Below are 26,163 nucleotides of genomic sequence, written 5' to 3'. Positions count from 1 at the left end.
TTTTAAATTCAAAATAGACTTAAAAAGATATCCACGCCCAAAGTTGATAGAGATCTCTGCTATTTCAGCATTTTTTAGGTGAACATCAGTGTCACATTCAATTGTGGGCTCTGTTTTAAACGTGCATCTCTGTACAAAACTCGCTTTATTTTGCTTTCAGTTTATTTTTCTATGCGCTAATTTTATCTAAACGGATAAAAAACACGCAATTTATTTCAATTTTGATCCGATTAACGGTCACTTTTTTCGAAGAGGCGCAATCATGCCTGAATGAATCCAAATAAAAAAGCGACCACTCTTGTGATCGCTTTTTTTAACAACAACTGAAGCTTTAGATGGTCATATCTTCGCTCAGTGCCAAGGGATTTGGTAAAATTTTCGCCAACTGACGACACAGCGTCGTGAGTTGAGTAGTGTCATTCGGCATTAAAGTCAGGTGACCAATCTTACGACCTTCACGTTCTTCCTTATTATAAAGATGTAGATGTACACCTTCTAAGGCCAAGACTTGTTCAGAGTGTGGATACTGACCAATAATATTGATCATGACCGTAGGGCGAACCACTTCAGTTGAACCCAAGGGTAAGCCTGCGACTGCACGAATATGGTTTTCAAACTGAGAGCATACTGCGCCTTCAATCGACCAGTGTCCTGAATTATGCACACGTGGCGCCATTTCATTGGCATACAAACCTTTGTCTGTGACAAACAGTTCTAAGGTCAATACGCCAACATAATTCAAATGATTCAATAGGCGAGTGATGTAGTCTTGTGCAACGGGTTGTAAGTCCGCACTATTCGGTGCAGGAACAATCGAGTGCGACAAAATACCATGATGATGATGATTTTCAGCCAATGGCCACGTTTTCACATCGCCATTTTGACCACGTACCGCAATGATCGAAACTTCACGCGAGAAGGTCACAAAGCTTTCTGCAATTAAACTTCCAGCAGGGCCTAATTCAGCCCATGCTTGTTCAATTTGTTGTTCAGAGCGCAATACAAACTGACCTTTGCCATCATAGCCACCTGTGGCTGTCTTCAGCACAATCGGTAAACCCAGCTCAGCAACCGCAGCACTTAAACTTTCTAGGGAATCTACCGCTTTATAAGGCGCAACAGGAATCTCAAGCTCATCAAATAACGCTTTTTCAGACAAGCGATGCTGTGCAATGGCTAAAGCCTGACGCGGCGGATGCATATCTTTTTGCTTGGTCAAAACATCAACATCAGACAAAGGCGTATTTTCAAACTCAAGGCTGAAGACATCTGCACTGGCAATAAAGTCTTGTAAACCGTTTTCAGTTTTGCTTGAAATCACAGTTCCTAAAGCCGCTGAAGGGCAGTCTGTACTCACATCAAAGAACGTACATTGAATATTCAGTGGCAAAGCCGCTTGCGCCATCATGCGACCCAGCTGCCCACCACCAAAAATACCGATGGTTTTATTCATGAGGAATGCCCCGTATTAAGCTTGGCCTGGAATGTTGTTGCTTGCGACTTTGTCGGTTTGTGCAGCACGGAAATCGGCCACATTTTTTGCAATTTCAGGACGTGTCAGACCTAAAATTTGTGCTGCCATAATCGCGGCATTGGTTGCACCTGCTGGACCAATCGCTAAGGTACCCACTGCAATACCTGCTGGCATTTGTACAATCGATAACAGTGAATCGACACCGTTTAAAATCGAAGACTTCACTGGCACACCAAGTACAGGCAAATCAGTTTTCGCCGCACACATTCCCGGTAAATGCGCCGCACCGCCTGCACCCGCAATAATCACTTGGATACCACGGTCACGTGCTTGTTCAGCATATTCAAAAAGACGATCTGGCGTACGGTGCGCAGACACAACTTCCGCTTCAAATGGGACACCAAGTTGCTTAAGCATATTGGCAGTGTGTTCGAGAGTGGCCCAATCTGATTGAGAACCCATGATAATTCCAACGAGAGGAGTGTCTTGTGAAGCGGCCGCATTCATTGCAATGTTTCCAGAGATAGTTAAGAGAGATAAATCTCGACTAGCGCCAAGCTTTAATAAGAGCCCCGTATTATAGACTGATTTTTCAGCTCTCCAAAATTTAACCGTGCAACTAAATGCAGATTTTTCTTGTTTTTTTATTTCGTAGCATAAAACTTAAATAAAAAGAGGACTGTAGCCTCATTTTTTGAGTTATTGGCTGCGAAAAACAAAATACACACAACCAAATAAACACAGTCCGGCCCACAAATAATCGAGCTTAAAAGGCTGTTTAAATAAGAAAAGCATAAACGGTACAAAAACCAATAACGTCACCACTTCTTGGGTGATTTTCATTTCACCCATTGACCAGCCTTGCTGTGACAGCATACGGGTCGCAGGAATCATAAAACTGTATTCCACCAAGGCAATGAACCAGCTAAATAAAATGGCTTGCCAAAGCGGCACACCCGGCAAAAATTTTAAATGTCCATACCATGCAAGTGTCATAAAACAGTTGGCAATAATCAATAAAATAAAGGGCAGGGACATGAAGCAAAATCGCTGAGTTTAGGAGCATTTTATTCTACGTTTTTTGCTAGGAAATTCAGCAAATATTGCACTTTTCAGCCAGCTTTTTTACAAAATAAAAGCGTTTTTCAAGCCGCAGAATAATTAAACGATTAGATACAAGAATCACTATCTTTTCGCTAAGCGCCTTGCTATGGTTGCTTTCACATCGAATTAATCACGACAACAGCACCAACAATACGTGATGTGTCTATAAAAGCAGTGGAGTGAGGCGGAATGCATCTGCATATTTTGGGTATTTGTGGCACCTTTATGGGGTCTTTAGCGCTTTTAGCACGTGATCTTGGCCACACAGTGACGGGTTCGGATCTAAATGTTTATCCTCCCATGTCCACCCAGCTCGAAAATGCAGGCATTACCTTAATGCAAGGTTATGACCGCAGTCATTTACAACCGCATCCTGATTTAGTCATCGTCGGCAACGCGATGAAACGCGGGATTGATGCAGTTGAATACATGCTCAATGAAGGCTTACCGTATATTTCAGGCCCACAATTTTTGGCCGATCATGTGCTCCAAGGCAAACACGTACTTGGTGTAGCAGGGACCCACGGTAAAACCACCACCACCACTATGTTGGCTTGGGTGTTGGATCAGGCGGGTTTAGAGCCAGGTTTCCTGATTGGCGGTGTACCTTTAGGTTTCTCTGAAAGTGCACGTTTAGGTGGTGGCAAATACTTCTGTGTCGAAGCCGATGAATATGATTCTGCCTTTTTCGACAAACGTTCGAAGTTCGTGCATTACCACCCTAAAACAGCCATTTTAAATAACCTTGAATTTGACCATGCCGATATTTTTGATGATCTAGCAGCGATTCAAAAACAATTTCATCACTTGGTCCGTACCATTCCAAGTGAGGGTCGTATCATTGCTCCAATTACTGAAAGCAATATTGATGAAGTTTTAGAGCAGGGCTGTTGGACACCTGTGGTTCGTACCTCTTTAGAGGCTCACGACAAGTCTGAATTGTATGCCGAACAACTCAGTGCGGATGGTTCACACTTTAAAGTACTCCAACACGGCGTGGTGAAAGGCACGGTGCAATGGAACATGACAGGGCAGCACAGCGTAGCCAATGCTTTGGCGACTATCGCTGCGGCTGAACACGTCGGCGTGAGCATTGAAACAGCGTGCGAAGCACTGTCTAACTTTGGCGGCGTGAAGCGCCGTATGGAGCTTTTAGGCACAGTACGTGGCGTTGAAGTGTATGATGACTTTGCCCATCACCCAACCGCAATAGATACTACGCTGGAAGGCGCACGTAAGCGTTTAGGCGAACGTAAGTTGTGGGCAATTATTGAGCCTCGTTCAAATACCATGCGCATGGGAAGCCATAAAGATGGACTCGCACACTCTGCACGTTTGGCCGATGAAGTGATTTGGTATCAACCAGAAGGTTTAGACTGGGACTTACAACCTGTCATTGCGGCTGCGCCCAACAAGGCCGTGGTCGCACGTACATTAGATGATATTATCCATACCATCGTCAGTGAAGCAGGCGAGGGCGATGCTGTCGTGATCATGTCCAATGGCGGCTTTGGTGGTTTACACCAGAAATTGATCAGCGCCTTAAACGCAGAATAAATTGTCCCATTAGAAGAAAAAACCCGCATATCGCGGGTTTTTTTACAAGCTTATCTAATTAAAAACCAGACATCGTACCCGTATATTCAAAGTCTTTTAGTTTTGCCCAGCCTTGAACCGTGTCTCCCAAGCGCTTGCTGAAATACATCATCGAAACCCACTGTTCTTGGCCATCATCATAGGTGCTATAAGCAGTGATATGGTCATTTTTAATCATAAACAGATCTTTGATTTTACAAGCATTGCTTGGTGCTGAATGAAAATACACTCTAGTTGGAGCAATCACTTTCATGCCCCAACGTGGAATAATCTGAACTTCTTTTTGTTCTGCCTTTTCCTCAAGTTTTACACAATCTTCAGCATGCAATAAGGGGGCAACTGAACAGAATAGGCCCATAGATAAAAGCATCTTCATATACTTTAATTCCATCATGTTCAGCATTGCAAAGTCCAAATTAGAACTGCAATGGCAGCTATATCGATCTCATTTTAGCTTAACCTTTAGAATTGCGATGAATGTTGTGAACAATTAAGCTGCGACATCTTCAAAACTTTTCTCACGGCGAAACATCACATCGACATAAGAGCAAGTTGGGATAATTTTCAGGTTTTTCTCACGTGAAAAATCAACCAGAGTATCCAACAGCAAACGCGCCACGCCTTGACCCCGCAGTGAATCATCGACCCAAGTATGGTTGGCATCAATGGTTGTGTCATCCCGCCAAATATAGCTAATTTCAGCAATGCGCTGACCTTCTGCATTATTTAAAAAAAACTCACCTTTTTGATCGCGATCTACATGTTGAAATTGCATAGCACACTCGTTGAATGGATTGATTTATGGTTCTCTATCTTAGTGGAATAAAACATCATGAATAGATGGATCTTTGTCGAATACCGATTTGGAAAAAGGGCACAAGGGTAAAATTTTTACGCCCTTATCACGGGCAAAGTTAACCAAAACATCCAATAACTGACGCCCCACATGTTGCCCACGGAGCAACTCACTGACCCAAGTGTGATCAATGATAAATTTATCGTCCCCAGCCCAACTATAGGTCATTTCCGCCACACGCTCGTTTTCTTGCTCAACAAAAACTTCGCCTTTACTACCTATTTCTTGATGTTGAATTTTCATTATTATTCCTCTTTGGTTTACTGTTTTTTTTAGCTTGCCACAAATTGAAGCAAAATTTTGTCTCATTTATATTTCATCTACAATTTTCTTTAATATTTGCTCAAACCATAAAAATATGCGATGCTTAGCTCACTTTTGGATCAAATCCAAAACCAAATTTATGTTGAACAAGGGGAGTAGCCTCCTCCAAACGTGAAAAATCAATGCCATGCATAACTTTCACGTGTCAGATTATCGTCATTACACTTTGCAAAAAGTCGGTATCTGAGCATTTTAGCGCACAAAATACATACGCTAAAATGTAGGCAAGACCTTGATCATGTTGTCACAGATGTTTTATTTCATCTGGCAGCAGGTCAAGGTTTTTTTGTGGCCGATTGCTGGATGTGGAGGATTTCATGGAATCTATCGGCAATTTATGGCTATACCTTGCTTTTTTCGGCATTGTTACCGTGATGCTACTGATCGACTTTTTAGGCTTTAAACAAAAAGAAGGCCAAGAAGTTAAAATCAAAACAGCCGCGTTATGGAGTATTGCGTGGGTTTCCGTCGCATCACTCTTTGGTGCAGGTCTCTGGTTGTATTTACAACAAACTGCAGGTGTCACTGTGGCCAATACCAAGGTCATGGAGTATTTCGCAGGTTATTTACTTGAAAAATCTTTAGCCGTCGACAACGTCTTTGTCTGGCTGATGATCTTTGCTGCTTTTGCCATCCCACCTGCACTGCAACGCCAATTACTGCTGTATGGTGTATTGGGCGCGATTATTCTACGGACCATCTTTATTTTTATTGGCGCGTGGTTCGTACAAGAGTTCTCATGGATTCTGTATATCTTCGGTGCGTTCTTGGTGTATACGGGCTTCAAATTCTTCAAAGGGCAAAACGAAGAAGAAACCAATATCGAAGATATGGCGATCTTAAAATGGCTGCGCAAACATATGCGGATTACCCCGCAAATGCATGGCAACAAGTTCTTTGTCCGTCAAAATGGGATGCTGTGGGCAACGCCGCTGTTCTTGGTGTTAATTCTAGTTGAAGCGTCGGATGTAATTTTCGCGGTGGACTCCATTCCTGCAATTTTCGCGGTGACCTCTGATCCGTTTATCGTGTTGACTGCAAACTTAATGGCAATTTTGGGTCTACGTGCGATGTTCTTCTTGTTGTCTGGTGCAGCAACCAAGATGCATTATCTCCCGTATGGTTTAGGCATTATCTTGGTGTTTATCGGCTTTAAGATGCTCATGTTGGATGTGTTCCATATGCCAATTTGGATTTCACTGGGCTTTATTGTGTTGGTGCTGACCATCACTGCGATCCTATCGATTCGATACAGTAAGAAACATCATCAAACTACCCTCTAATGTTTAAAAAAAAGCCTTCCACTGTGAAGGCTTTTTTGATGGCTAAATCTTAAATTGTACAAGACTTAATCCTATGATTTTCTGTGCAAATGCACTGTACTTTATGCAAACAGCTCCCTATGATAAGCGGGCTTAAAACCCTTGGTTTTACCTGTAAAAATAAAAGAACCTGAAGGTTGCTCATCCATGCGTACCAAAAAATTAACTCTTGTTGTAGTGCCGGTTTTACTCACGGCATGTAGCGGTTCTAAAACCCTACAACAGGATGTTTACAATAACCAATACAACTGCTACCAAGACTGGCATTTTGAACTGTGCGAACCTGCTAACGAAAATGGCGAATCGAGCTATAGTGGCTCTACTGGGGTTTATATCGGCCCACAATATTATAAAAACAACCGTAAAGTCCGTTACATGGGCCAAGTCTTGAAAGCTCGCGGACGTCATTCGACGGGCACACCTAGAATCTCGACTCACGTTTTTAGCCATGCCAAATCCCAACCCATTCGTGGAGGCTTCGGCCGTGGCGGGGGCTCATTCGGAGGTTAATACATGAAACGAGTTCTATTCCCTAAGCGAGCAAACTGGCAACAAGCACATCAAGAGATTGGTTTTGACTACTACAACTTGCCGTCGCGGGATGGTTCAATGTATTGGTCAGAAGGGGTGGCTTATGAGTTTAGCCTCAAGCAAATTGAACAGCTAGAAGATGCCTCGAACGAATTACACCAGATGTGCCTTGAAGTGGCAGGGGATATGATTCAACGCGGTCATTATCCCGAATATTTTCAAATCCCCCCAGCAGCGATTCCTTTGATTGAGCACTCATGGAAAAACCAAGCGCCGATGCTGTATGGCCGTTTCGATTTTGCCTATGATGGTCAAGCCATCAAAATGCTGGAATACAATGCCGATACGCCAACGGGTTTACTCGAAGCCTCTGTTGCACAGTGGCATTGGATTGAACAGGTCGAAAATATTGCAAACCGTGATCAGTTCAACAGCATTCATGAAAAGCTGATTGAGCGCTGGAAACAGCTTTATCCTGCGCGTAGCCGTGTCCATTTCGCAGCCTGCCAAGAAGCAGGGCGTGAAGATTGGGGTAATTTAGAATACCTCATGGATACTGCTTTTCAGGCAGGCTTAAATGTCAGCGAACTGTCGATGGAAAATATCGGTTGGAATGGCACAGCCTTTGTCGATTTGCATCAGCAAGAGATTCAGCATTTATTTAAGCTGTATCCGTGGGAATGGATTTGGGAAGAAAGTTTTTCGCAGTTTCTCACACCCGAAACCGAATGGATTGAACCGTGTTGGAAAATGCTACTCTCCAATAAAGCCCTATTGATCGAGCTATGGAAACGCTTTCCGAATCATCCATTGTTGTTAGAAACCCATGCTTATGATGCGCACGCCCACTACGCAGGGAAATGGGTGCGTAAACCAATCTTAGCGCGCGAAGGCGCAAATATTCATATCTTACAAAACAATGTCGATTGCGGCGCAGCCTCAGGTAGTTTTTACTTCGATGACTACGACAAATATGGTTATGTCATGCAGCGCTGGGTTAAAACTCCGTTGCATGAAGGCATGCTGCCCACCTTGGGACTTTGGATGGTCGGGGATGAATGTGCGGGGATGTCACTGCGTGAAGATGTGTTTGATGTGATTGGTAATGATGCGCATTTTGCTGCACATTATTTTGTGGAATAAAGTGGCGCTCTAAATCACCTATTTAAAATAGATGTCCAAAGATTAATGCGGGTCTGTTCAGGCATTTTAGTAGGAGCACCATCACTTTTAGGTTATTCACGGCGGAGTCTTATCTTTTTTAAGTTCGATACTGGGAGCTCAATTATTCTTTTGTTTCACCAAATGAGAAGCGAAGCTTCGTAAGGAAAGCATTTGTCCTCCGCAAAACCTATTCACTTTCTATAATTAAAAAATTTGTGTTGCAAAAATAATCTACTCCAAACACTACGCAGGTTGCGGGTGACGCTTCCATGTATCAAATAAAGTTTAAATTGAAAAAAAAATGCCTGTCAACTCTAAAACTGACAGGCATACATTCGAAAACAATATTTTTTTCAAGCTTAAATGGTATGCGCTTTAACCCGCTTCATATAAGACACCAAACGCGTGAAAAACAAGATTTGCAGGAAGATGGTAAATAGCGAAATAGTCCATTCATACCAATCATCAAACGCCGTGCCTTCTAGATTAAAAGCAAAATAAAGGCCCAATAACACTACACCAAAGACAACACCAGCCACGGTGGTTTGTACCAAAATGGGAAAAGACAACGCTGTGATTCGACCTAAGAAATGCTCGCCCTCATCGCCGCCATTGGCTTTGTAAGCGCTTTGAATCCCGATAAACATAATCAATAAAGTCAGAAGCCCCTCAATACCAATCACACGGACATCCCCATAGGGTGAATACATACCGTAGTAATACACCACTGAAACCAGTAAGGCGGTGACTAAGTAATAATTTTTATAATGCTTTTTATCGAGGGTATTGCTAGATAATTCATGTGCTAATGCTTTGGTATTCCAAAAATACATGCGGGTCATTGTCTCTTATTTTATCAATGCCGACACTGTACTGACTCAGCATTTAAAGATAAAGACTTTCTCAACAAAATTTTGCGAATAGATTGAATCCTTTAGGCTCAAAGCTTGTGCTTATGTATGACATAAAAAATCACGATCTTATCGATGGCATGGATACATGTTTGGCCTTAAAACAGTTCAATTTTTAAGAAAATACTGCTCCAGTCTTTCATTTAAAATGTAGCGTTCACAACACACATAAAAACTTCAGTAAATAGCCGTGAAAAAAATCCAGTTTACGGTACAATCAATCGAAAAAAAGTCAAAACGTAGGTTTAAAATGTCTTCTGTAGTTGCAACGACGGCGGTTCGCGGTCGCTTCCTAGATATTCAGAATACGGTTGCCCAAGCGCGTGAAATTCACGACCAAGTGCGTTACGTAGAAGATGGTTTACTAATTAGCCAAAATGGCAAAATCCAATGGTTTGGATCTTGGCAGGAGGGGCAACAGCACCTTCCTGTTGGCGTCGAGGTTCAGCACTATCCTGAACAATTGATTGTGCCGGGTTTTATCGACACCCACATTCATTTTCCACAAACAGAAATGGTGGGGGCCTATGGTGAACAACTACTCGAATGGCTCAATACCTATACCTTCCCAACTGAATTACAATTTTCAGATAAAGCCTATGCCGACCAGATTGCCCAATTCTTTGTGCAAGAACTGCTAAAAAATGGCACCACCACAGCCTTGGTCTTCTGTACTGTGCATAGCGAATCGGTAGATGCACTATTTGAAGCGGCAGGGCAGCACCAGATGCGCCTGATCGCAGGTAAAGTCATGATGGACCGTCATGCACCTGAAGATCTGTGCGACACACCTGACAGTGCTTATGCCGACTCTAAAGCACTGATTGAAAAATGGCATGGCAAAGGCCGTAACCTGTATGCGATTACGCCACGTTTTGCTCCAACCTCAACACCAGAGCAACTGGCTAAAGCAGGGCAGCTCAAAGCTGAATACCCAGATGTGTATGTGCATACGCATTTAAGTGAAAATAAAAATGAAATCGCTTGGGTAAAAGACTTATTCCCTGAACAGCAAGGTTATCTCGATGTTTATCATCACTTTGGCTTAACCGGTTCGCATTCGGTCTTTGCCCACTGCGTGCACTTAGAAGATGCGGAGTGGGATTGCATGCATCAAACAGACTCTGCCATTGCTTTCTGTCCGACCTCCAACCTATTTTTAGGCAGTGGTTTATTTCCATTGAACAAGACTTGGGAAAAGCAGGTAAAAGTTGGGCTGGGTACAGACATTGGTGCTGGGACCTCTTTTAACCAACTACAAACCCTCAATGAAGCCTATAAAGTGCAGCAGCTTCAGGGCGATAAACTGTCCGCGTTTGAGTCGCTCTACCACGCTACGCTGGGCGGTGCCAAAGCACTGAGCTTGGATGATAAACTCGGTAACTTTAATGTAGGCAAAGAAGCCGACTTTGTGGTGCTCGACCTCAAAGCAACTGCGCTACAAGCATTACGTCAGCAACGTGCAAAAGGGATTGAAGATGCGTTATTTGCCCTGATGACCATGGGTGATGACCGTAATATTCATGCGACTTATATTTTTGGTCAGAAAGCCTATGTGCAAAACTAAGTAGCAAATAGCGAAAATTTAAGCAGCTAATCGAGTTTTGAAACAACTTTGATTTTCGCCTCTAAACCAAGCTGCATCCCGCCTGCAATGAAATGATTACATTTCCAGCGGGCAAAAGGGGGTGCATCTCGTTTAGAGATATATTAAAATTAATGCATATATAGAGGTGTTGCAGGTCAACGCCTTTTTTATTTTTGATTTTTTTTAATTTTTAGGTATCTACCCATGACCGTTCAAATGAGCGTAATGATTTCTACTGAAGAGATTCAAGCGAAAGTAAAAGAGCTTGGTGCACAAATCGATGCGCATTATGCAAACAGTGATAAGGAACTCGTACTGATTGGTTTATTACGCGGTTCAGTCATTTTCATGGCAGACTTATGTCGTACCATTTCAAAACCACATGAACTCGATTTCATGACGGTTTCGAGCTACGGTGGCGGTACGGTATCTTCACGTGATGTAAAAATTTTAAAAGATTTAGACGGTGAAATTCGCGGTAAAGATGTCTTGGTCATTGAAGACATCATCGACTCAGGCAACACCTTGAGCAAAGTATTAGAAATTTTAGAAACACGCTCTCCCAACTCAATTGAACTATGTACCTTAGTCAGCAAACCTTCACGCCGTGAAATTGAACTCGATGTGAAGTTTTTAGGCTTTAATGTCGAAGATCGATTCATTGTGGGTTATGGCTTAGACTACGACCAAAAGTACCGTCATTTGCCATTTATTGGTGAAATTGGTCTTTAAGATCAATCGACAAAAGAGTGGCCGAAGGCCACTTTTTTTATTTTTACTGTTAGCTAAGTACATAAAACATACAGTTTTTAGCAGATTCGCTCTACTGCACAGTCGCATTATGCCCGATGATATTTTTGCACATGATGTAAAAACAAAGACATGATAAAAAAGGAGCTGGCTCATGTGGTCACTTATTGTTGCAATCGTGATTGGTTTTATTGCAGGTCTCATCGCACGTGCTATCCATCCTGGCGATGACAAAGCGGGATTTATTGTCACCACTTTACTGGGGATTGCAGGTTCTCTCTTAGCCACTTATGGTGGTCGTTTACTCGGTCTCTATAGTGAAGGTTCTGCGGCAGGCTTTATTGCGTCAGTTATTGGAGCCATTGTTATTTTATTCATCTACAACATGGTCACCAAAAAAACCTAAACTCAGCCATTAAAAAAAGCACCGTTTCAGGTGCTTTTTATCTGTATCTTTGAACTCTTATAAGCCCAGTTCACGCCACATATTTTCAATAGTGGTTGAAGGCACAGCGCCATTCACTTTAAAGCCATTTGAGAAAATAACCACAGGCGTCCCTTGTAAACCTAGACTACGACCGAGTTCAATGTTGCGCTCAATTGGATTGGCACACGGTTTTTTCGACGTTGGCTGAATCCCTTTCGCAATCAAATTTTTCCATGCGAGGGCAGGGTCTGCTTCACAAAACACTTGTTTCGACGGTGCAATCGATTGCGCCTTAATAGCATAAATAAATGTGTAGATGGTCACATCATTTAGTTTATTCAGCTCAGCCTCTAACTGCTTACAGTAAGGGCAGTTTGGGTCTGAAAAAACCGCCAATTGGCGTTTGCCGTTGCCTTTAACGCTTTTAATGGCATCTTTTAGCGGCAGCTTGTTCCAATCAAGCGAATTCTGTTGCACATATAAGGCAGCACTTAAATTTTTCTGATCTTTTAAGCGTACCATCGAACCGGCAATCACATGCTCAGCCGCTTCGCCTAAATACACAATTTCGCCATCTAAAGATCCGCTATAAATGCCCGACATTTCTGTTTTTTGAATATTTTGAACATGAATATTTGGGTAATTCTTTTTTAAGTTGGCTTGAACACTTTCTACGCTGGCCATACTCATGCTTGCAATTGCACTTGTAAGTAGTGCCAAACCCAGTTTTTTTATCATCACTTTTTGCTCTTTCAATCGGAGAACCACGGCGCTAGTGTAGAGCGTATTATTCAAGCATTGAATCATTTTTTCCACGGCTTTACCGAAACCCAACACGCCTTGCTTATGAACTGGCCAAAGTTTCACGTGGAACAGTGAGGGCTGTGCTATTAATTTCCACCGAGACATGAACAATTTCCTCATGAATCGAGAGCATTGCCCGCACGCGATCCGCAGTTAAGTCTACCGTCGTTTCTAAAGCCAAAATGCAGGAAAACTTGCCTTTGCCTACTTTCCACACATGTAAATCGGTCAAGGTCGTCTGCGGTAGTTCTGCCACCACCTCTCGAATTTCATCCACCACATGATGATCCATTTCAGCATCTAACAAGGTTCTTCCCGTTTCTTGCATTAAGCTCAGTGCCCATTTAGCCACCAGTATTGAACCTACGATCCCAAGAGCAGCATCGAGAAAATCCCAACCCAAATATTTACCAAAAATCAGTGCGATAATCGCGAAAATAGAAGTCACTGCATCTGCCACCACATGCATAAATGCAGCTTTCTGATTTAAATCATGATGATGGCTATGTACTTCTACTGCATAATCATGAGCGTGATGGTGATGGTGATGGTGATGGTGATGGTGACCATCATGCAGCAACCATGCACAGATTAAATTCACCAATAAGCCTAAAATCGCAATTGGAATCGCTTCGTTATAATGAATTTGTACAGGCGAGAATAGACGCTGAATCGAGTGAAAAGCCATAAAACCTGCTACTACCATCAGCAAAATAGCACTGCTGTAACCTGCAAGAATTTCAATTTTCCATGTGCCGAAACTAAAGCGCTGATCATGGGCATAATGCCGTGCAGCACGATAAGCAAAATAAGCCAAACCCAGTGCCAACATATGCGAACTCATATGCCAACCATCCGCCAGCAAAGCCATTGATTGGAAAATCCATCCACCAATCACTTCTAATAACATCATGACTGCCGTTAAAATGGTCGCCATTAAAATCCGTTTTTGTGCCAGTGGATTACCGTCATCAAAATGATGCGTATGCTGACGTGATGGGGTATTTTGCATTTAAAATCATTCACCAATATACTCCCCCTTAGTATATTTATTTTTGGAGCAATGTGTTGAGTCATTTGCATGAAGATAAAAAAATTTTAAACCGTGTGAAACGCTTACAAGGACAGGTCAACGCCGTTGAACTCTCGATCACACATCCCGATGCCAGTTGTATCGACGTTTTACAACAAGTCGCTGCTATTAAAGGCGCGGTCAATGGGCTGATGAATGAACTGGTTGAAGCACACTTACGCCATCATGTATTAGCACAAGCTGAACAGGTCAATGAAGAGGAGTTGGCTGAGTTCTTAAAACTGCTGAAACGCTATGGCTAAGTTTTATTGCGTTCTTTTTCAAGTTTTTAGTTGACCATTTTTTCCACAAACCGATACACTGTTGCTCTCTATCCTTTTTCTCTTGGGCATCAAAATATTCTTGTTTTGACCGAGAGAGCCGCATGGCATTTGCATGACAACAAGCACTTCTTGGCGTCCATTTTGTATGGTCAGCCTCGCCTTAATGATGGGAACCATGGGGACTGCCTTAGCCAGTCCACTTTACCCGCTGTATCAAGCCTTATGGCATCTGGTGCCGAGTCAGATCACCTATATTTTTGTGGCTTATATGTTTGGTTGTCTCGCTACTTTACTGTTTCTTGGCCGGACCAGTAATAGCATTGGCTATTTACGCACCTTACAAGTAGGGTTGGTGTTTATTAGCATCGGGTTGGTGATTTCCGCTTATGCTTCTGATGCTCTCATTTTATCTTTGGGGCGTTTTATTATTGGTATTGCATCTGGTTTGATGACCACTTCGGCCTTACTGGGACTGATGTATACCGTGCCCAAAAGCCATCAACAGATTGCACCACAACTCAGTTCGATTATTACCGCAGTAGGCTTTGGCTTAGGCCCGCTGATTGGTGGCCTGATAGCTCAATTTTCAGAATATCCGTTGGTCAGTCCTTATCTACCCGTTATTCTTGGCGCTGTACTGTGTTTCTTTGGTTTATTTTGGGTTCAATCTCCCACGTTTACCTCACAGCCCTTTAGTATTGCCCCAAAGCTACTCCGACCAGAAGTGCAATATCATCAGTTGTTTTTGATCGTTGGATTTACCGCATTTAGTGCCTTTGCCGCGTTTAGTTTATTTGCATCCTTATCCCCGTCATTTGTGCGGGATATTTTGCCGTGGCACGGCCCCCTCATTAGCGGTTCAGCCATTACCAGTATTCTCATTATCTCTGCCATGGTGCAGTATTTTGCCAGAAGTATTCCTGCTTATAAGTGCCTCAACTATGGCTTAATCACCTTGATTGCAAGCTTAGGCATTTTGGCGCTGTGTATGCTATTTCAACTGAGTGCATTTTTCTTTATCAGTGATTTTCTCGTTGGTGTCGGACATGGCCTGACCTTGATTGGTTCCTTTGGTCTCATTCATGCCATGACCAGCTTAGAGAATCGTGCTGCAGTGATGTCGACTTATCTTTTTATTGGTTATTTGGGTACGATTGTGCCCATTGTAGCTGTGGGTTATTTGGCAGATCACTTTGGATTAAGTTTCGGGGTCATTAGCTTTTGCATTGCCATCGCTTTATTGTGTTTTTATCTGTGGTTTGCGCATAAAAGCAGTATACGTCTGGCTTCGGCATAGGAAGCGTGAAGCCAAAATCATTTGGATTTAGATCGTTCTTCAGATGCCATTTTTCAGGCGCTCCTTGCTATAACTTAGGTTCTTTTCTTGTTGGCATGGGCTAAGTCCGTATGTTCATTTAAATACTGGCTTAAATGTTCTAAAAAATATGACACTCTTGGTGAGTGCTCGAGCCGATCCATATAAATCGCATAGATATCGGCAGGGGGTGTCTCATAGTCCTGCAAGACTTGGACTAAACGACCACTTTTTAAATACTTGGCCACGTCCCATTCAGCGCGCATTAAAATACCATGGCCATCGAGTGCCCAGCCAATGGTGACTTGGCCATCATTGCTACTCAATTTTCCATGCACTTTAACTGTCTCTTCCTTATCCCCTTGAGTTAAACGCCAGTTCGCATATGCCGCATCATTTTGTCTTAACACAATGCATTGGTGCAAGGTCAGTTCGCGTGGCGTAAGTGGTGCCCCAGCGTGCGCCAAATAACGCGGAGAAGCACATAGAAGCCGTCGATTGGCCGCAATTTTTTTCGCAATTAGTCGTGAGTCTGGTACCTGCCCAAAGTGAATCGAGACATCAATCGCATCATTCGGCAGATGAATCGGGCGATCGGTCAGATGTAACTGGACTTCAATATCTGGAAATTTTCGCGCAAAGTCTGAAATCGCAGGAGCAATGTAGGTTCGACCAAAACCAAACGGTGCATTCACTCGCAGCAAGCCCTTAGGTGTGGTGCGACTGCGCGCTACTTGCTGTTCCATTTCTTCAATTTCTTTCAAGATTCGCGAAGCATTCTCAAAATAAATTTCGCCTTCATTGGTCAAACTGATGCGTCTGGTGGTCCGATTCAACAACCGAACCCCTAAACGCTCTTCCATTTGTGTCAGACGTCGGGACACAGCAGGGGGCGTTAAATTCAACTCACGCGCTGTTGCAACCAGACTGCCCTGTTTTATTAGTAAACAAAAAAATGCTAATTCGGTATCCGAGCTCATGATTATTCAGTTTTTTGCAAGAGTGATTTAACTTTATATCGATTCATCAGTTTTGCAAAGTCTCTAATATCCCTATCACGTTACCCCCCAAACAACATATCTCACCCAAGCAAGGAAACTTGAGTGAGTCATAAAGTCCACCGTGTAAGGACAACGGTGCACAAACGGGGAGCTGTTTCGCCAAACTCGATTACGGTGTGACTTCGACCGAATCGGGAGGTAATCGCTACTGATATGGAGATAAGCCATGGACATGGATATCGAGAAACGGACGCTACGCAAAATCACTTGGCGTATTGTGCCGTTTATCATGATTTTATATTTAATTGCCTATATTGATCGGGTCAATATTGGTTTTGCTGCCATTACCATGAAAGAAGATTTGGGCTTTACCGCTTCGATTCTCGGTTTTGGTGCAGGAATTTTCTTTTTGGGCTATTTCCTCTTTGAAGTTCCCTCCAACATTATTTTGCACAAAGTCGGCGCTCGCATTTGGATTGCACGAGTCATGGTGACTTGGGGCATTATTGCTGGCGGGATGGCCTTTGTCGAAAGCTCAACCAGCTTTTATGTTATGCGATTTTTACTCGGTGTCGCCGAAGCAGGCTTTTTCCCCGGCATTATTTTGTATTTAAGCTACTGGTTCCCTGCACGAAACCGAGCAGGGGTAATTGCCTTATTTATGGCTGCCGCCCCTATAGCCACAGCGATTGGTTCTCCTATTTCAGCAGCATTACTGGAAATGCACGGCATCATGGGCTTAGCAGGTTGGCAATGGATGTTCCTGATTGAAGCCATTCCTGCGGTGATCCTAGGCGTCGTAGTGTTTTTCTACATGACAGATCGACCTGAAAAAGCCGCGTGGTTAAAACCCGATGAGCGTGAATGGTTGGTTAAAACCATGCAAGCAGAAGATGCCAATAAGGGGGGGCAACAGCATCACAGTATTTTACGCGGACTCGCCAATCCACGTGTGCTTGCTCTGGCACTCATTTATTTCGGTACCTCAGCGGGGCTGTATACCCTTGGCATTTGGGCGCCTCAAATCATTAAAGAACTGGGTGTCAGCTCAATGACCGTCGGTCTATTGAACGCCATTCCTCCTATTATCTCTGTTGTTGCCATGATTTTGTGGTCACGTCACTCCGACAAAACCAATGAACGCACATGGCATGTAGCCTTGGCTTGTTTAACCGCAGCTGTGGGGCTCGCGATTGCAGCCAGTACTGGCAGTATGTTTGGCCTGATTGCCGCATTAACCATTGTCAACGTCGGCATCAGTTGCTCTAAACCACCACTGTGGAGCATGCCAACCATGTTTCTATCGGGGGCCGCAGCAGCGACGGGCATCGCAACCATTAACTCGATTGGGAACTTAGGTGGCTTTGCGGGTCCAGCCATGATCGGTTGGGTTAAAGACCAAACTGGAAGCTTTGCAGGCGGTTTGTATTTCGTCGCAGGTCTGCTGATTTTATCTACCGTCCTGACCCTCGTTTTAAGTTTTACTCAAAAAAACAAAGCCAATTCGGCTGAATTGAGTAATTCATGATCTTCATTTTTACCTTATTCGATATTCGAGCGAATTGAACGCTTAACAAGGAGCCTCCCATGGACAAAGAACTTGCCGTACAGTCCCTCACGGACACCATGGCCAAATTTACAGCCTATATTGGCAAACGTTTACCCAAAGATGTCAAAAGCAAACTGATTGAGCTGAAAACATTGGAAACCAACCCATTGGCCAAATCAATTTATGATTCAATGGATGAAAACCAAGAAGCAGCAGATCGACTAAACCGTCCCAGCTGCCAAGACACCGGCGTGATTCAATATTTTGTTGAAGCGGGTGCGCATTTCCCACTGTTGGGCGAATTGCAGGAAATTTTACGTGAAGCGACCGAAGAAGCGACCCGTACAGGACCTTTGCGCCACAATGCAGTTGAAACCTTTGATGAGAAAAACACCGGCACCAATACGGGCACTCAAATTCCGTGGCTAGACTGGCGCATCGTCCCGGAACAGGATACCTGTACCATCGATGTCTATATGGCAGGCGGCGGGTGTACCTTGCCTGGTGCAGCTAAAGTTTTGATGCCAGGTCAAGGCTATGAAGGTGTAGCTGAGTTCGTGATGGATGTGATTACCGAGCGTGGTGTGAATGCTTGCCCGCCATTACTGGTCGGTGTCGGGGTGTCCACTTCAGTTGAAACCGCTGCACGCTTGTCCAAACTGGCCATTATGCGCCCTGTAGACTCAAGAAGTGATAACCCCCGTGCTGCACTGATGGAAGACTTGCTGGAACAAGGCTTGAATGAAATTGGCATTGGCCCACAGGGCTTAACAGGCAATAACAGCGTGATGGGGGTCAATATTGAATCTTCGGCTCGTCACCCATCCACCATTGGCGTGGCAGTCAACACCGGTTGCTGGGCACACCGCCGTGGCAAAATTAAAATTAACCCTGATATGTCTTATGAAATTCTGTCACATGAAGGAGTTGTGCTATGAAAAAAGTACTGACCACCCCATTACGTGATGAAGACTTAGCCGATCTTAAAATTGGTGACGTGGTATATCTAACTGGACGTTTGGTTACTTGTCGTGATGTGGCACATCGCCGCTTAATTGAACAAGGTCGACAACTTCCCGTGAATTTAGAAGGCGGTGCGATTTTCCATGCCGGTCCAATCGTGCGTAAAAAGGATGATGGCCGTTTTGAAATGGTCTCCATTGGGCCCACCACCAGTATGCGTATGGAAAAATTCGAACGCGAATTTATCAAACAAACTGGGGTGAAACTGATTGTGGGTAAAGGTGGCATGGGCCCTGAGACTGTCGCAGGCTGTCAGGAGCACAAAGCAGTCCATGCTATTTTCCCAGGAGGATGTGCGGTACTGGCAGCCACTCAAGTCGAAGAAATTGAAGGCGCTGAATGGCAAGATTTGGGGATGCCTGAAACCTTATGGATTAACCGCGTCAAGGTATTTGGCCCTTTGATCATCTCGATTGATACCCATGGCAATAATCTTATTCAGCAAAATAAAACCCAGTTCCAAGCCAAAAAGAAACCAGTGCTGGATCGGATTAGTAAAGAACTGAGTTTTATTAAATAGTGCTTTACAGACAGCACCTCAAACGATCCTGTTTGGTGTTGTCTATCTCTCTTTATTTTAACTCTAAGCCTGCATTTGGTCAGACACATCACAGCCAAATCAGGCATTTCTCTTCACTTGTGTCCCTATTCACCACAACGTCTCGACGTTTAATCCATACTTCTTTCAGCAGAATACGGACATTGCAATCGATGTAACGAGATCAAGCTCATGATGGATCATGTAACCATAAAAAAACCGCTCTATATTCCCTATGCAGCTCATTCACTTTTAGAACTGCCGTTGTTGAATAAAGGAGCTGCATTTTCAATACAAGAACGTAATACCTTCAATTTACACGGCCTAATTCCACACGTGATCGAAACCATTGAGGAACAAAGTCGCCGCTCCTATCAGCAGTATTTATCTTTTAATGATGACATCAACAAACATATCTATTTACGCAATATCCAAGATACCAACGAAACTCTGTTTTACCATCTGCTCAAACATCACTTAAGTGAAATGATGCCGATCATTTACACCCCAACTGTGGGTGAGGCCTGCCAACGTTTTTCCGATATTTATCGCCGACATCGTGGCATTTTTATTTCCTACCCAGATCGCGCGCATATTGATGAAATTCTACACAACGTCAACCGTAAAAATGTCAAAGTTATCGTGATGACCGATGGAGAGCGGATCTTAGGTCTTGGTGATCAAGGTATTGGCGGCATGGGGATTCCTATTGGTAAACTGTCGCTCTATACCGCCTGTGGCGGCATCAGTCCGGCCTATACCTTACCTATTACACTGGATGTTGGGACCAATAACCAACAGTTACGCAACGATCCGCTGTATTTGGGTTGGAACCACCCCCGTATTAGTGGCGATGAATACAATCAATTTATCGATGATGTGATTCGTGCCATTCAACGACGCTGGCCGAAGGCCCTGATTCAGTTTGAAGATTTTGCTCAACAAAATGCCATGCCTTTACTAGCTACCTACCGTGAACAAATCTGTTGTTTTAATGATGATATTCAAGGTACGGCGGCTGTAGCGTTAGCTAGCCTGATTGCAGCATCTCATGTGGTGAAAAAGCAGGTCAAAGATCAAACGATTGTTATTTTAGGTGCAGGTTCAGCAGGCTGTGGTATTGCAGAACAAATTATTGCACAAATGAAAATTGAAGGGCTCAGCGACCTTGAAGCACGCTCACGTCTTTATTTGGTAGATCGCTTTGGTTTAATGACTGAACAGCAGCCCAACTTACTCGATTTTCAAAGCAAGTTGGCTCAGCCTTTGCGTGCCATTGAGACATGGGCAAATGTAGCGCCAGAGATTTCTCTGCTCGAAGTCATTCAGCATGCCAAACCCACAGTATTAATCGGAGTTTCAGGACAAACTGGCTTATTTAGCGAAGAGATTATTCGCGCACTGGCTGAAAACTGTGAACGCCCGATCGTCTTTCCCTTGTCCAACCCCACCTCTCAGGTCGAAGCGCTCCCCGCAGATATTATTCAATGGACAGAGGGTAAAGCCTTAATCGCAACAGGCAGTCCATTTGCACCAGTACATCATCAAGGCCAAATTTACCCCATTGCTCAGTGCAATAATGCTTATATTTTTCCTGGGGTTGGTCTAGGTGTCATTGCCGCAGGTGCGCAAAGCGTGACCGACCTGATGTTAATGGCAGCGAGTAATGCACTAGCCAGCTGTTCACCCATGCTGAAAAACCCAGACCATGATTTACTGCCAAGTATTGATGCCATTCAGAACATCTCTAAAATTATCGCCTTGCAGGTAGGGCTTGCCGCGATACGGGAAGGGGTTGCCCCATTGATGGATGAAGCTAGCTTGCAAAAAGCCATTGAGGCACATGTATGGAAACCCGAATATCGAGATTACCGCCGAATTACCTTTTGATTGGCTTCTTACAGCATAGGAATCTCATAAACTTTTGTGCCAAAGAGAAGCTCAATAGCAGCACTAGCCATCCTATGTATAAAAAAGCACCCAGCCTTTAAAACTGAGTGCTTTTTATATCCATCTACCTAAATAGGCACGATGCTAAATGTCGGCATTATTTTCCAATACAGAACGATCCAAAAATTTTCCCAAGCAAATCATCCGCACTAAAATCCCCTGTAATTTCGCCGAGAGCATTTTGCGCCAAACGTAGCGACTCTGCGACCAACTCACCTGCGTTATACACCACCAATTGTTCACGAGCTTCAGCAAGGTAAAGCTGAGTGCGTTTCATTGCGTCTAAATGGCGTGTACGTGCAATAAAGGTATCTTCTTCAGGCTGGAAGCCTGCATGCGCTGTAATCGCTTCTATGAGCGCTTGAACGCCAGTTTCTTGCTTTGCCGAAACCATAATATGACGGAAGCCGTTAAAGTCTTCGATATGCGATGTCGTTTCCATCAAATCACACTTATTACCTATCAGCATTAAACGTTTCGGTTCAATATGCTCAGCAAAATATTCTTGTGCCAGTTTGAGTGGGTCTTCGCCTTGGCTTAAGTCATAAACCAAAAGTAACAGATCAGCTTGCTCAATTTCTTTAATGGCACGACGTATCCCTTCTTTTTCTACAATATCACCAGTTTCACGTAAACCCGCGGTATCGGTTAAGGTAATGGGTAAGCCATTGAGGGTAATTTTTTCATGCAAGACATCCCGCGTCGTACCTGCAATATCCGTCACAATAGCGCGTTCAATGCCTGCTAATGCATTGAGCAGTGATGACTTACCCGCATTCGGTTTTCCTGCAATTACCACTTGTAAACCTTCACGCAGCAACTGTCCTTGACGAGCCGATTGTTGCACTTGGTTCACAGCAGCCGTAACGCCATCTAAAAGATTTAAAATTTTCCCGTCCGCGAGAAAATCAATTTCTTCTTCAGGAAAATCAATCGCAGCTTCCACATGCAAACGTAGATGAATCAATTGCTCCAAGACGCTATTTACTTTAGTTGAAAATGCGCCTTGTAATGAACGTACCGCAGAACGTGCAGCGGCTTGAGACGTCGCATCAATCAAATCGGCGATCGCTTCAGCCTGTACCAAATCCAGCTTGCCATTTTCAAAAGCACGCATGGAAAACTCACCGGCTTTTGCTGCAATCGCTCCGAGCTCCAATAAACGCCCCAGTAAAGCATTTTGAATAACAGGGCCACCATGACCTTGCAACTCAACCACATCTTCACCAGTAAACGAGTTCGGGTTTGGAAAACAAATCGCTAAGCCCTCATCCATCACTTCGCCAGATGCATCATAAAACTGACGAAAACCTGCAAAACGCGCTTTAGGTAAATCTTTTTGAGTCAAGGCCTGTGCAATCTCATAAGACTTGGGACCAGATAGGCGAATGACCCCCACACCACCACGCCCAGGTGGTGTTGCAATGGCAGCAATCGTGGTTCGGTTGTACATAACATTCACCTAAAATCTTAAAAGTCACACAATGAAAAATCCGCCTAAGATTACCATCTTAAGCGGATTTATTCAGCTTTTCGCGAAAAGTTGCCTCGATTAACTCGACGCACTTTCCTTATTCAAGCGGTCTTTTTCAACAGATTTGTTGATCAAAGTCTGCTGAATAATCGTGATACTGTTGTTGACAATCCAGTACAACACGAGACCCGCAGGGAAGAACAACATAAAGACTGTGAAAACAATCGGCATGATTTTGAAAACTTTCGCTTGCATTGGATCAGCCGGTTGGGGGTTTAAAGACTGCTGAATGAACATCGTTGCGCCCATTAACAGCGGTAAAATAAACCACGGATCCATCGCTGACAAATCTTGAATCCAAAGTAACCATGGCGCATGACGAAGCTCAACAGACTCCATCAACACCCAGTACAACGCAAGGAAGATTGGCATTTGTAATAACAATGGCAAACAACCCGCAAGCGGATTGACTTGTTCACGTTTATACAGTGCCATCATTTCTTGAGAGAAGCGCATGCGGTCTTCACCGAACTCTTCTTTCATACGCTGCATTTCAGGTGCAATGACACGCATTTTCGCCATTGAACGATAACTCTTAGACGACAATGGCCAAAGAATCAGTTTCACCAAGACCGTTAACAAAATAATTGCCCAGCCCCAGTTACCCACTAAACCGTGGAAGAACTCAAGCCCCAAGAACAATAATTTCGCAATTGGCCATAACCAACCATAGTCAACAGTTTGGTTTAAACCAGTTGCCAGCTCTTTTAACTCAGATTGAACTTTAGGACCTGAATAGAAGGTCGCGTCAATCTCAGCCACTGTACCAGCAGGCACAGTAATCGTCGGCGAAGTAAAACCAATGATATTCATATCATCCGTTGACTTACGCGACTCTAATTTCGCGACATAAGGTTGACCATTGGCTTGCGTCAATTTTAAGTCACCAGGAATCCAAGCACTCACAAAGTAGTGCTGAACCATAGCAACCCAGCCGCCTTTTGCTTCAACATTCAATTTTTCTTCATTAAAGTTAGCAAATTTAAGCTTGTTATAATGTTCTTCAGGCGAACCCCAAGCACCACCTAAGAAAGTGCCCAGCGTGAAAATACCTTGATCTGATTTGCCTGGATCATCAGAGTTGTCACGCTTGAGTTGACCAAACATTTGACCCTGCCAGTTTTGACCACTGCGGTTCACCACTTTATGGTTCACAACAACAGGATATTCACCTTGCTTAAAGGTAAAGGTTTTAATGATTTCCACACCATCAGCTGTTTTCAGTACCATCGGTACGGTTAACACTTTGATGCTTTTTCCATCTTCAGTTTGAACCGCTTTGGCATCATTCAATGTATAAGCAGATTTTTCAATCTCATACATTGGACGACCGCTACGGTTACTGTCTGGACCATTAAGACCAATTAAACCAGACTGCGCCACATAAGTACGTTTTGCATCACTTTCAAGCATGACAAATGCTTCGTTACTGTCTTTGCTCTTGTCATGGTTTAACAATTCAATACGAACAATATCACCACCTTTAGGATTAATCCAAAGATGATAAAGGTCAGTCTGTACTGAAATAAGCTGTTGATTTACAGATGCTTTTGCTTCTGTAGCTGGTTGCTGAGTCGCGATATTTGCTTGTGGCATATCAGACGCTGCTGAAGCCGTTTGAGCATTTGGCAAATCTGCAGATACTTCATGTGAAACTGCTGCAGCCTGTTGTGGCTGTGGCTGAGTTTCAGCATGTCCATAATCTTTTTGCCAAGCCAAAATGAGCAAATAAGCGACAACAAACATGGCCCCGAGAATGGCAAACCTGGCCCATTGTTGCATATCGATTACCCCAAGTGGTTAGAGTGATTTTGGTTCAAGAAACAATCACGAAAGGGTACAGCAACCAGATGCTTTTGAGAATCTATTTGCTGAAAAGAGATAAAACGAATCCTTTTGTTTGGAACAGGGTCATACCCCGATCCACCCCAAGGATGACAACGGCAAATACGTTTAGTAGCCAACCACACACCACGCACAGCACCATGTGTATGGACTGCTTCCAATGAATATTGAGAACATGTAGGGATATAACGACAACGCGGCCCAAGTAAAGGACTAATCGCAATTTGATAAAATCGAATTAACCAATGCAGTAAGCGTACCATTGGCCATCTCTACTTTTGCAGGGAGGGAGCTATTTTTTGATGCTTTTTGGCAAGACGTTGTAATTTTTGCCAAGCAAATTGTAATTGCTGGTGCAACTCTGCATTAGGCACTGTTTCTATCCCCATTTTAGGCATAACCACAATATCTAAAGTTAATTGCTGTTGATGCAAGCGAAAACTTTCGCGAGCCAAACGTTTTACTCTATTTCTTTCGTGTGCACGACGCACTTTCTTTTTAGCAACAACAATGCCCAAACGACTTTGAGGTTGTTCGGTCAGTTTTGCTAGAAATAAGAAATGGGGCTGATGCACTTTAAAAAGCGCACCATCGAAGACACTTTTATAATCGGCAGCACAGCGAATACGAACCTCTGTGCTGAAGCCATAAAGTGTAGTCATAACACCCAAAATCGTTTAAGCGTTAACTATTAATTAAACAGTTAAGCTGTGACGACCTTTTGCACGACGACGAGCTAATACTTGGCGACCAGCTTTAGTAGCCATACGAGCACGGAAACCATGAACGCGCTTACGCTTTAATTCAGATGGTTGGAATGTACGTTTCATATCGAAACTCCAAAAATGATCATTCAATGAAGGTTCGCGAGTTTAGTGTTCATTGCTTGAGCTGTCAATGGAAAACCGATTTTCTTGTGAAATTAAGCCTTTTTATTTGTAACAGCAGTTTGAGCTTGCTCTTTTCTCGATAACGTTTGAACAACTGCACTTTTTTCTTATGCACAATCTAGACTATTGTTTATTAAAGTGATATAAGTTACCAACAAGATTACCCACATAGTTATCCACAAGTCTTTAAATTCACTTACTGTGCATGTTTTTAAATTTAAATTCATTTTGGACCTCCAGTTATCCCCAGAAAACAGACCTCTTATAAATAAATTCAAATTTATAAATTTAAATTTATTACTATTAGGGTG

At 43.4% G+C, this 26,163-nt stretch carries 28 protein-coding genes; 13 read left to right on the top strand and 15 right to left on the bottom strand.

All coding sequences use genetic code 11. The features are described from left to right. Positions 1–331: 331 nt before the first annotated feature. The 3 genes from GVX98_RS00140 to GVX98_RS00130 form a co-directional block, all read right to left on the bottom strand. Complete coding sequence (locus tag GVX98_RS00140; protein ID WP_159126924.1) at positions 332–1,453, bottom strand: 5-(carboxyamino)imidazole ribonucleotide synthase; 1,122 nt, start codon at positions 1,451–1,453, stop codon at positions 332–334. Between the two features lie 15 nt (positions 1,454–1,468). Beyond that, positions 1,469–1,981, bottom strand: coding sequence for a 5-(carboxyamino)imidazole ribonucleotide mutase (gene purE / locus GVX98_RS00135; RefSeq protein WP_004697498.1), 513 nt, complete (start codon positions 1,979–1,981; stop codon positions 1,469–1,471). A gap of 192 nt (positions 1,982–2,173) precedes the next feature. Continuing rightward, the gene (locus GVX98_RS00130) at positions 2,174–2,512 is read right to left on the bottom strand and encodes a DMT family protein (protein ID WP_004977754.1); all 339 of its coding nucleotides are present in this window, start codon (positions 2,510–2,512) and stop codon (positions 2,174–2,176) included. Positions 2,513–2,767: 255 nt separating this feature from the next. Between GVX98_RS00130 and mpl the strand changes: the two genes are divergently transcribed. Further along, positions 2,768–4,135: a UDP-N-acetylmuramate:L-alanyl-gamma-D-glutamyl-meso-diaminopimelate ligase gene (gene mpl / locus GVX98_RS00125; protein WP_159126923.1), complete on the top strand. Its 1,368-nt coding sequence runs from the start codon at positions 2,768–2,770 to the stop codon at positions 4,133–4,135. Positions 4,136–4,193: 58 nt separating this feature from the next. Here mpl and GVX98_RS00120 read toward each other — a convergent pair whose 3' ends face one another. The 3 genes from GVX98_RS00120 to GVX98_RS00110 form a co-directional block, all read right to left on the bottom strand. Then, positions 4,194–4,577 (bottom strand): hypothetical protein, encoded by a 384-nt coding sequence (locus GVX98_RS00120; protein ID WP_159126922.1) that lies wholly within the window; start codon positions 4,575–4,577, stop codon positions 4,194–4,196. Between the two features lie 87 nt (positions 4,578–4,664). After that, positions 4,665–4,949: a GNAT family N-acetyltransferase gene (locus tag GVX98_RS00115; RefSeq protein ID WP_058870643.1), complete on the bottom strand. Its 285-nt coding sequence runs from the start codon at positions 4,947–4,949 to the stop codon at positions 4,665–4,667. Positions 4,950–4,988: 39 nt separating this feature from the next. Next, positions 4,989–5,273, bottom strand: a complete 285-nt coding sequence (locus tag GVX98_RS00110) for a GNAT family N-acetyltransferase (RefSeq protein ID WP_159126921.1) — start codon at positions 5,271–5,273, stop codon at positions 4,989–4,991. A 398-nt stretch (positions 5,274–5,671) separates the two neighbouring features. On the opposite strand from GVX98_RS00110, the gene GVX98_RS00105 reads away from it, so the two are divergent. The 3 genes from GVX98_RS00105 to GVX98_RS00095 all read left to right on the top strand — a co-directional run bounded on the left by GVX98_RS00105 (position 5,672) and on the right by GVX98_RS00095 (position 8,350). Beyond that, on the top strand, positions 5,672–6,637 hold the full coding sequence (locus GVX98_RS00105) for a TerC family protein (RefSeq protein ID WP_004697489.1): 966 nt from the start codon (positions 5,672–5,674) through the stop codon (positions 6,635–6,637). Between the two features lie 186 nt (positions 6,638–6,823). Next, positions 6,824–7,186, top strand: coding sequence for a hypothetical protein (locus GVX98_RS00100; protein WP_004697488.1), 363 nt, complete (start codon positions 6,824–6,826; stop codon positions 7,184–7,186). Positions 7,187–7,189: 3 nt separating this feature from the next. Next, on the top strand, positions 7,190–8,350 hold the full coding sequence (locus GVX98_RS00095; RefSeq protein WP_159126920.1) for a glutathionylspermidine synthase family protein: 1,161 nt from the start codon (positions 7,190–7,192) through the stop codon (positions 8,348–8,350). A 380-nt stretch (positions 8,351–8,730) separates the two neighbouring features. On the opposite strand, the gene GVX98_RS00090 is transcribed toward GVX98_RS00095, so the two are convergent. Continuing rightward, a complete protein-coding gene (locus tag GVX98_RS00090; protein WP_159127934.1) occupies positions 8,731–9,204 on the bottom strand; it encodes a hypothetical protein in 474 nt (157 codons plus the stop codon). A 328-nt stretch (positions 9,205–9,532) separates the two neighbouring features. Between GVX98_RS00090 and guaD the strand changes: the two genes are divergently transcribed. The 3 genes from guaD to GVX98_RS00075 all read left to right on the top strand — a co-directional run bounded on the left by guaD (position 9,533) and on the right by GVX98_RS00075 (position 12,026). Then, a complete protein-coding gene (gene guaD, locus GVX98_RS00085) occupies positions 9,533–10,849 on the top strand; it encodes a guanine deaminase (protein WP_159126919.1) in 1,317 nt (438 codons plus the stop codon). A gap of 225 nt (positions 10,850–11,074) precedes the next feature. Beyond that, positions 11,075–11,602, top strand: a complete 528-nt coding sequence (hpt, locus tag GVX98_RS00080) for a hypoxanthine phosphoribosyltransferase (protein WP_004697480.1) — start codon at positions 11,075–11,077, stop codon at positions 11,600–11,602. Between the two features lie 172 nt (positions 11,603–11,774). Beyond that, entirely contained in the window at positions 11,775–12,026 is a 252-nt protein-coding gene (locus tag GVX98_RS00075) for a GlsB/YeaQ/YmgE family stress response membrane protein (RefSeq protein ID WP_159126918.1), read from the top strand. Positions 12,027–12,083: 57 nt separating this feature from the next. Here GVX98_RS00075 and GVX98_RS00070 read toward each other — a convergent pair whose 3' ends face one another. Together GVX98_RS00070 and dmeF are read right to left on the bottom strand one after the other, a co-directional pair. Beyond that, entirely contained in the window at positions 12,084–12,785 is a 702-nt protein-coding gene (locus tag GVX98_RS00070; protein ID WP_159127933.1) for a DsbC family protein, read from the bottom strand. A gap of 106 nt (positions 12,786–12,891) precedes the next feature. Then, positions 12,892–13,863, bottom strand: coding sequence for a CDF family Co(II)/Ni(II) efflux transporter DmeF (gene dmeF / locus GVX98_RS00065; protein WP_159126917.1), 972 nt, complete (start codon positions 13,861–13,863; stop codon positions 12,892–12,894). A gap of 56 nt (positions 13,864–13,919) precedes the next feature. On the opposite strand from dmeF, the gene GVX98_RS00060 reads away from it, so the two are divergent. Both GVX98_RS00060 and GVX98_RS00055 read left to right on the top strand, forming a co-directional pair. Further along, positions 13,920–14,186, top strand: coding sequence for a metal/formaldehyde-sensitive transcriptional repressor (locus tag GVX98_RS00060; RefSeq protein WP_004697473.1), 267 nt, complete (start codon positions 13,920–13,922; stop codon positions 14,184–14,186). A 166-nt stretch (positions 14,187–14,352) separates the two neighbouring features. Further along, on the top strand, positions 14,353–15,504 hold the full coding sequence (locus GVX98_RS00055) for an MFS transporter (RefSeq protein ID WP_159127932.1): 1,152 nt from the start codon (positions 14,353–14,355) through the stop codon (positions 15,502–15,504). Positions 15,505–15,578: 74 nt separating this feature from the next. Here the strand turns inward: GVX98_RS00055 and GVX98_RS00050 are convergent, their stop codons facing one another. Continuing rightward, positions 15,579–16,502 carry a LysR substrate-binding domain-containing protein gene (locus tag GVX98_RS00050; protein ID WP_159126916.1) on the bottom strand — a complete coding sequence of 308 codons (924 nt, stop codon included), beginning with the start codon at positions 16,500–16,502 and terminating at the stop codon, positions 15,579–15,581. A 247-nt stretch (positions 16,503–16,749) separates the two neighbouring features. Between GVX98_RS00050 and GVX98_RS00045 the strand changes: the two genes are divergently transcribed. The 4 genes from GVX98_RS00045 (at position 16,750) to GVX98_RS00030 (ending at position 21,523) form a co-directional block, all read left to right on the top strand. Next, the gene (locus GVX98_RS00045; protein ID WP_094148879.1) at positions 16,750–18,051 is read left to right on the top strand and encodes an MFS transporter; all 1,302 of its coding nucleotides are present in this window, start codon (positions 16,750–16,752) and stop codon (positions 18,049–18,051) included. Positions 18,052–18,110: 59 nt separating this feature from the next. Further along, the gene (ttdA, locus tag GVX98_RS00040; protein ID WP_062031161.1) at positions 18,111–19,010 is read left to right on the top strand and encodes a L(+)-tartrate dehydratase subunit alpha; all 900 of its coding nucleotides are present in this window, start codon (positions 18,111–18,113) and stop codon (positions 19,008–19,010) included. Continuing rightward, entirely contained in the window at positions 19,007–19,615 is a 609-nt protein-coding gene (ttdB, locus tag GVX98_RS00035; RefSeq protein WP_159126915.1) for a L(+)-tartrate dehydratase subunit beta, read from the top strand. Before ttdA ends, ttdB begins: the two co-directional genes overlap by 4 nt. Before the next feature lie 213 nt (positions 19,616–19,828). Then, positions 19,829–21,523, top strand: a complete 1,695-nt coding sequence (locus GVX98_RS00030) for an NAD-dependent malic enzyme (RefSeq protein WP_159127931.1) — start codon at positions 19,829–19,831, stop codon at positions 21,521–21,523. 157 nt (positions 21,524–21,680) lie between these two features. Here GVX98_RS00030 and mnmE read toward each other — a convergent pair whose 3' ends face one another. The 5 genes from mnmE to rpmH all read right to left on the bottom strand — a co-directional run bounded on the left by mnmE (position 21,681) and on the right by rpmH (position 25,792). Continuing rightward, complete coding sequence (mnmE, locus tag GVX98_RS00025; RefSeq protein ID WP_159126914.1) at positions 21,681–23,036, bottom strand: tRNA uridine-5-carboxymethylaminomethyl(34) synthesis GTPase MnmE; 1,356 nt, start codon at positions 23,034–23,036, stop codon at positions 21,681–21,683. 99 nt (positions 23,037–23,135) lie between these two features. Beyond that, on the bottom strand, positions 23,136–24,899 hold the full coding sequence (yidC, locus tag GVX98_RS00020; protein WP_004697434.1) for a membrane protein insertase YidC: 1,764 nt from the start codon (positions 24,897–24,899) through the stop codon (positions 23,136–23,138). 5 nt (positions 24,900–24,904) lie between these two features. Next, a complete protein-coding gene (yidD, locus tag GVX98_RS00015; RefSeq protein ID WP_004977726.1) occupies positions 24,905–25,225 on the bottom strand; it encodes a membrane protein insertion efficiency factor YidD in 321 nt (106 codons plus the stop codon). A gap of 9 nt (positions 25,226–25,234) precedes the next feature. Further along, positions 25,235–25,624 (bottom strand): ribonuclease P protein component, encoded by a 390-nt coding sequence (gene rnpA / locus GVX98_RS00010; RefSeq protein ID WP_039890852.1) that lies wholly within the window; start codon positions 25,622–25,624, stop codon positions 25,235–25,237. Between the two features lie 33 nt (positions 25,625–25,657). Next, complete coding sequence (gene rpmH / locus GVX98_RS00005) at positions 25,658–25,792, bottom strand: 50S ribosomal protein L34 (protein WP_000831329.1); 135 nt, start codon at positions 25,790–25,792, stop codon at positions 25,658–25,660. Positions 25,793–26,163: the final 371 nt, after the last annotated feature.

The organism is Acinetobacter sp. 8I-beige (assembly GCF_902505955.1).
GTDB lineage: Bacteria > Pseudomonadota > Gammaproteobacteria > Pseudomonadales > Moraxellaceae > Acinetobacter > Acinetobacter johnsonii.
This window is presented reverse-complemented; position numbering and strand designations above follow the sequence as displayed.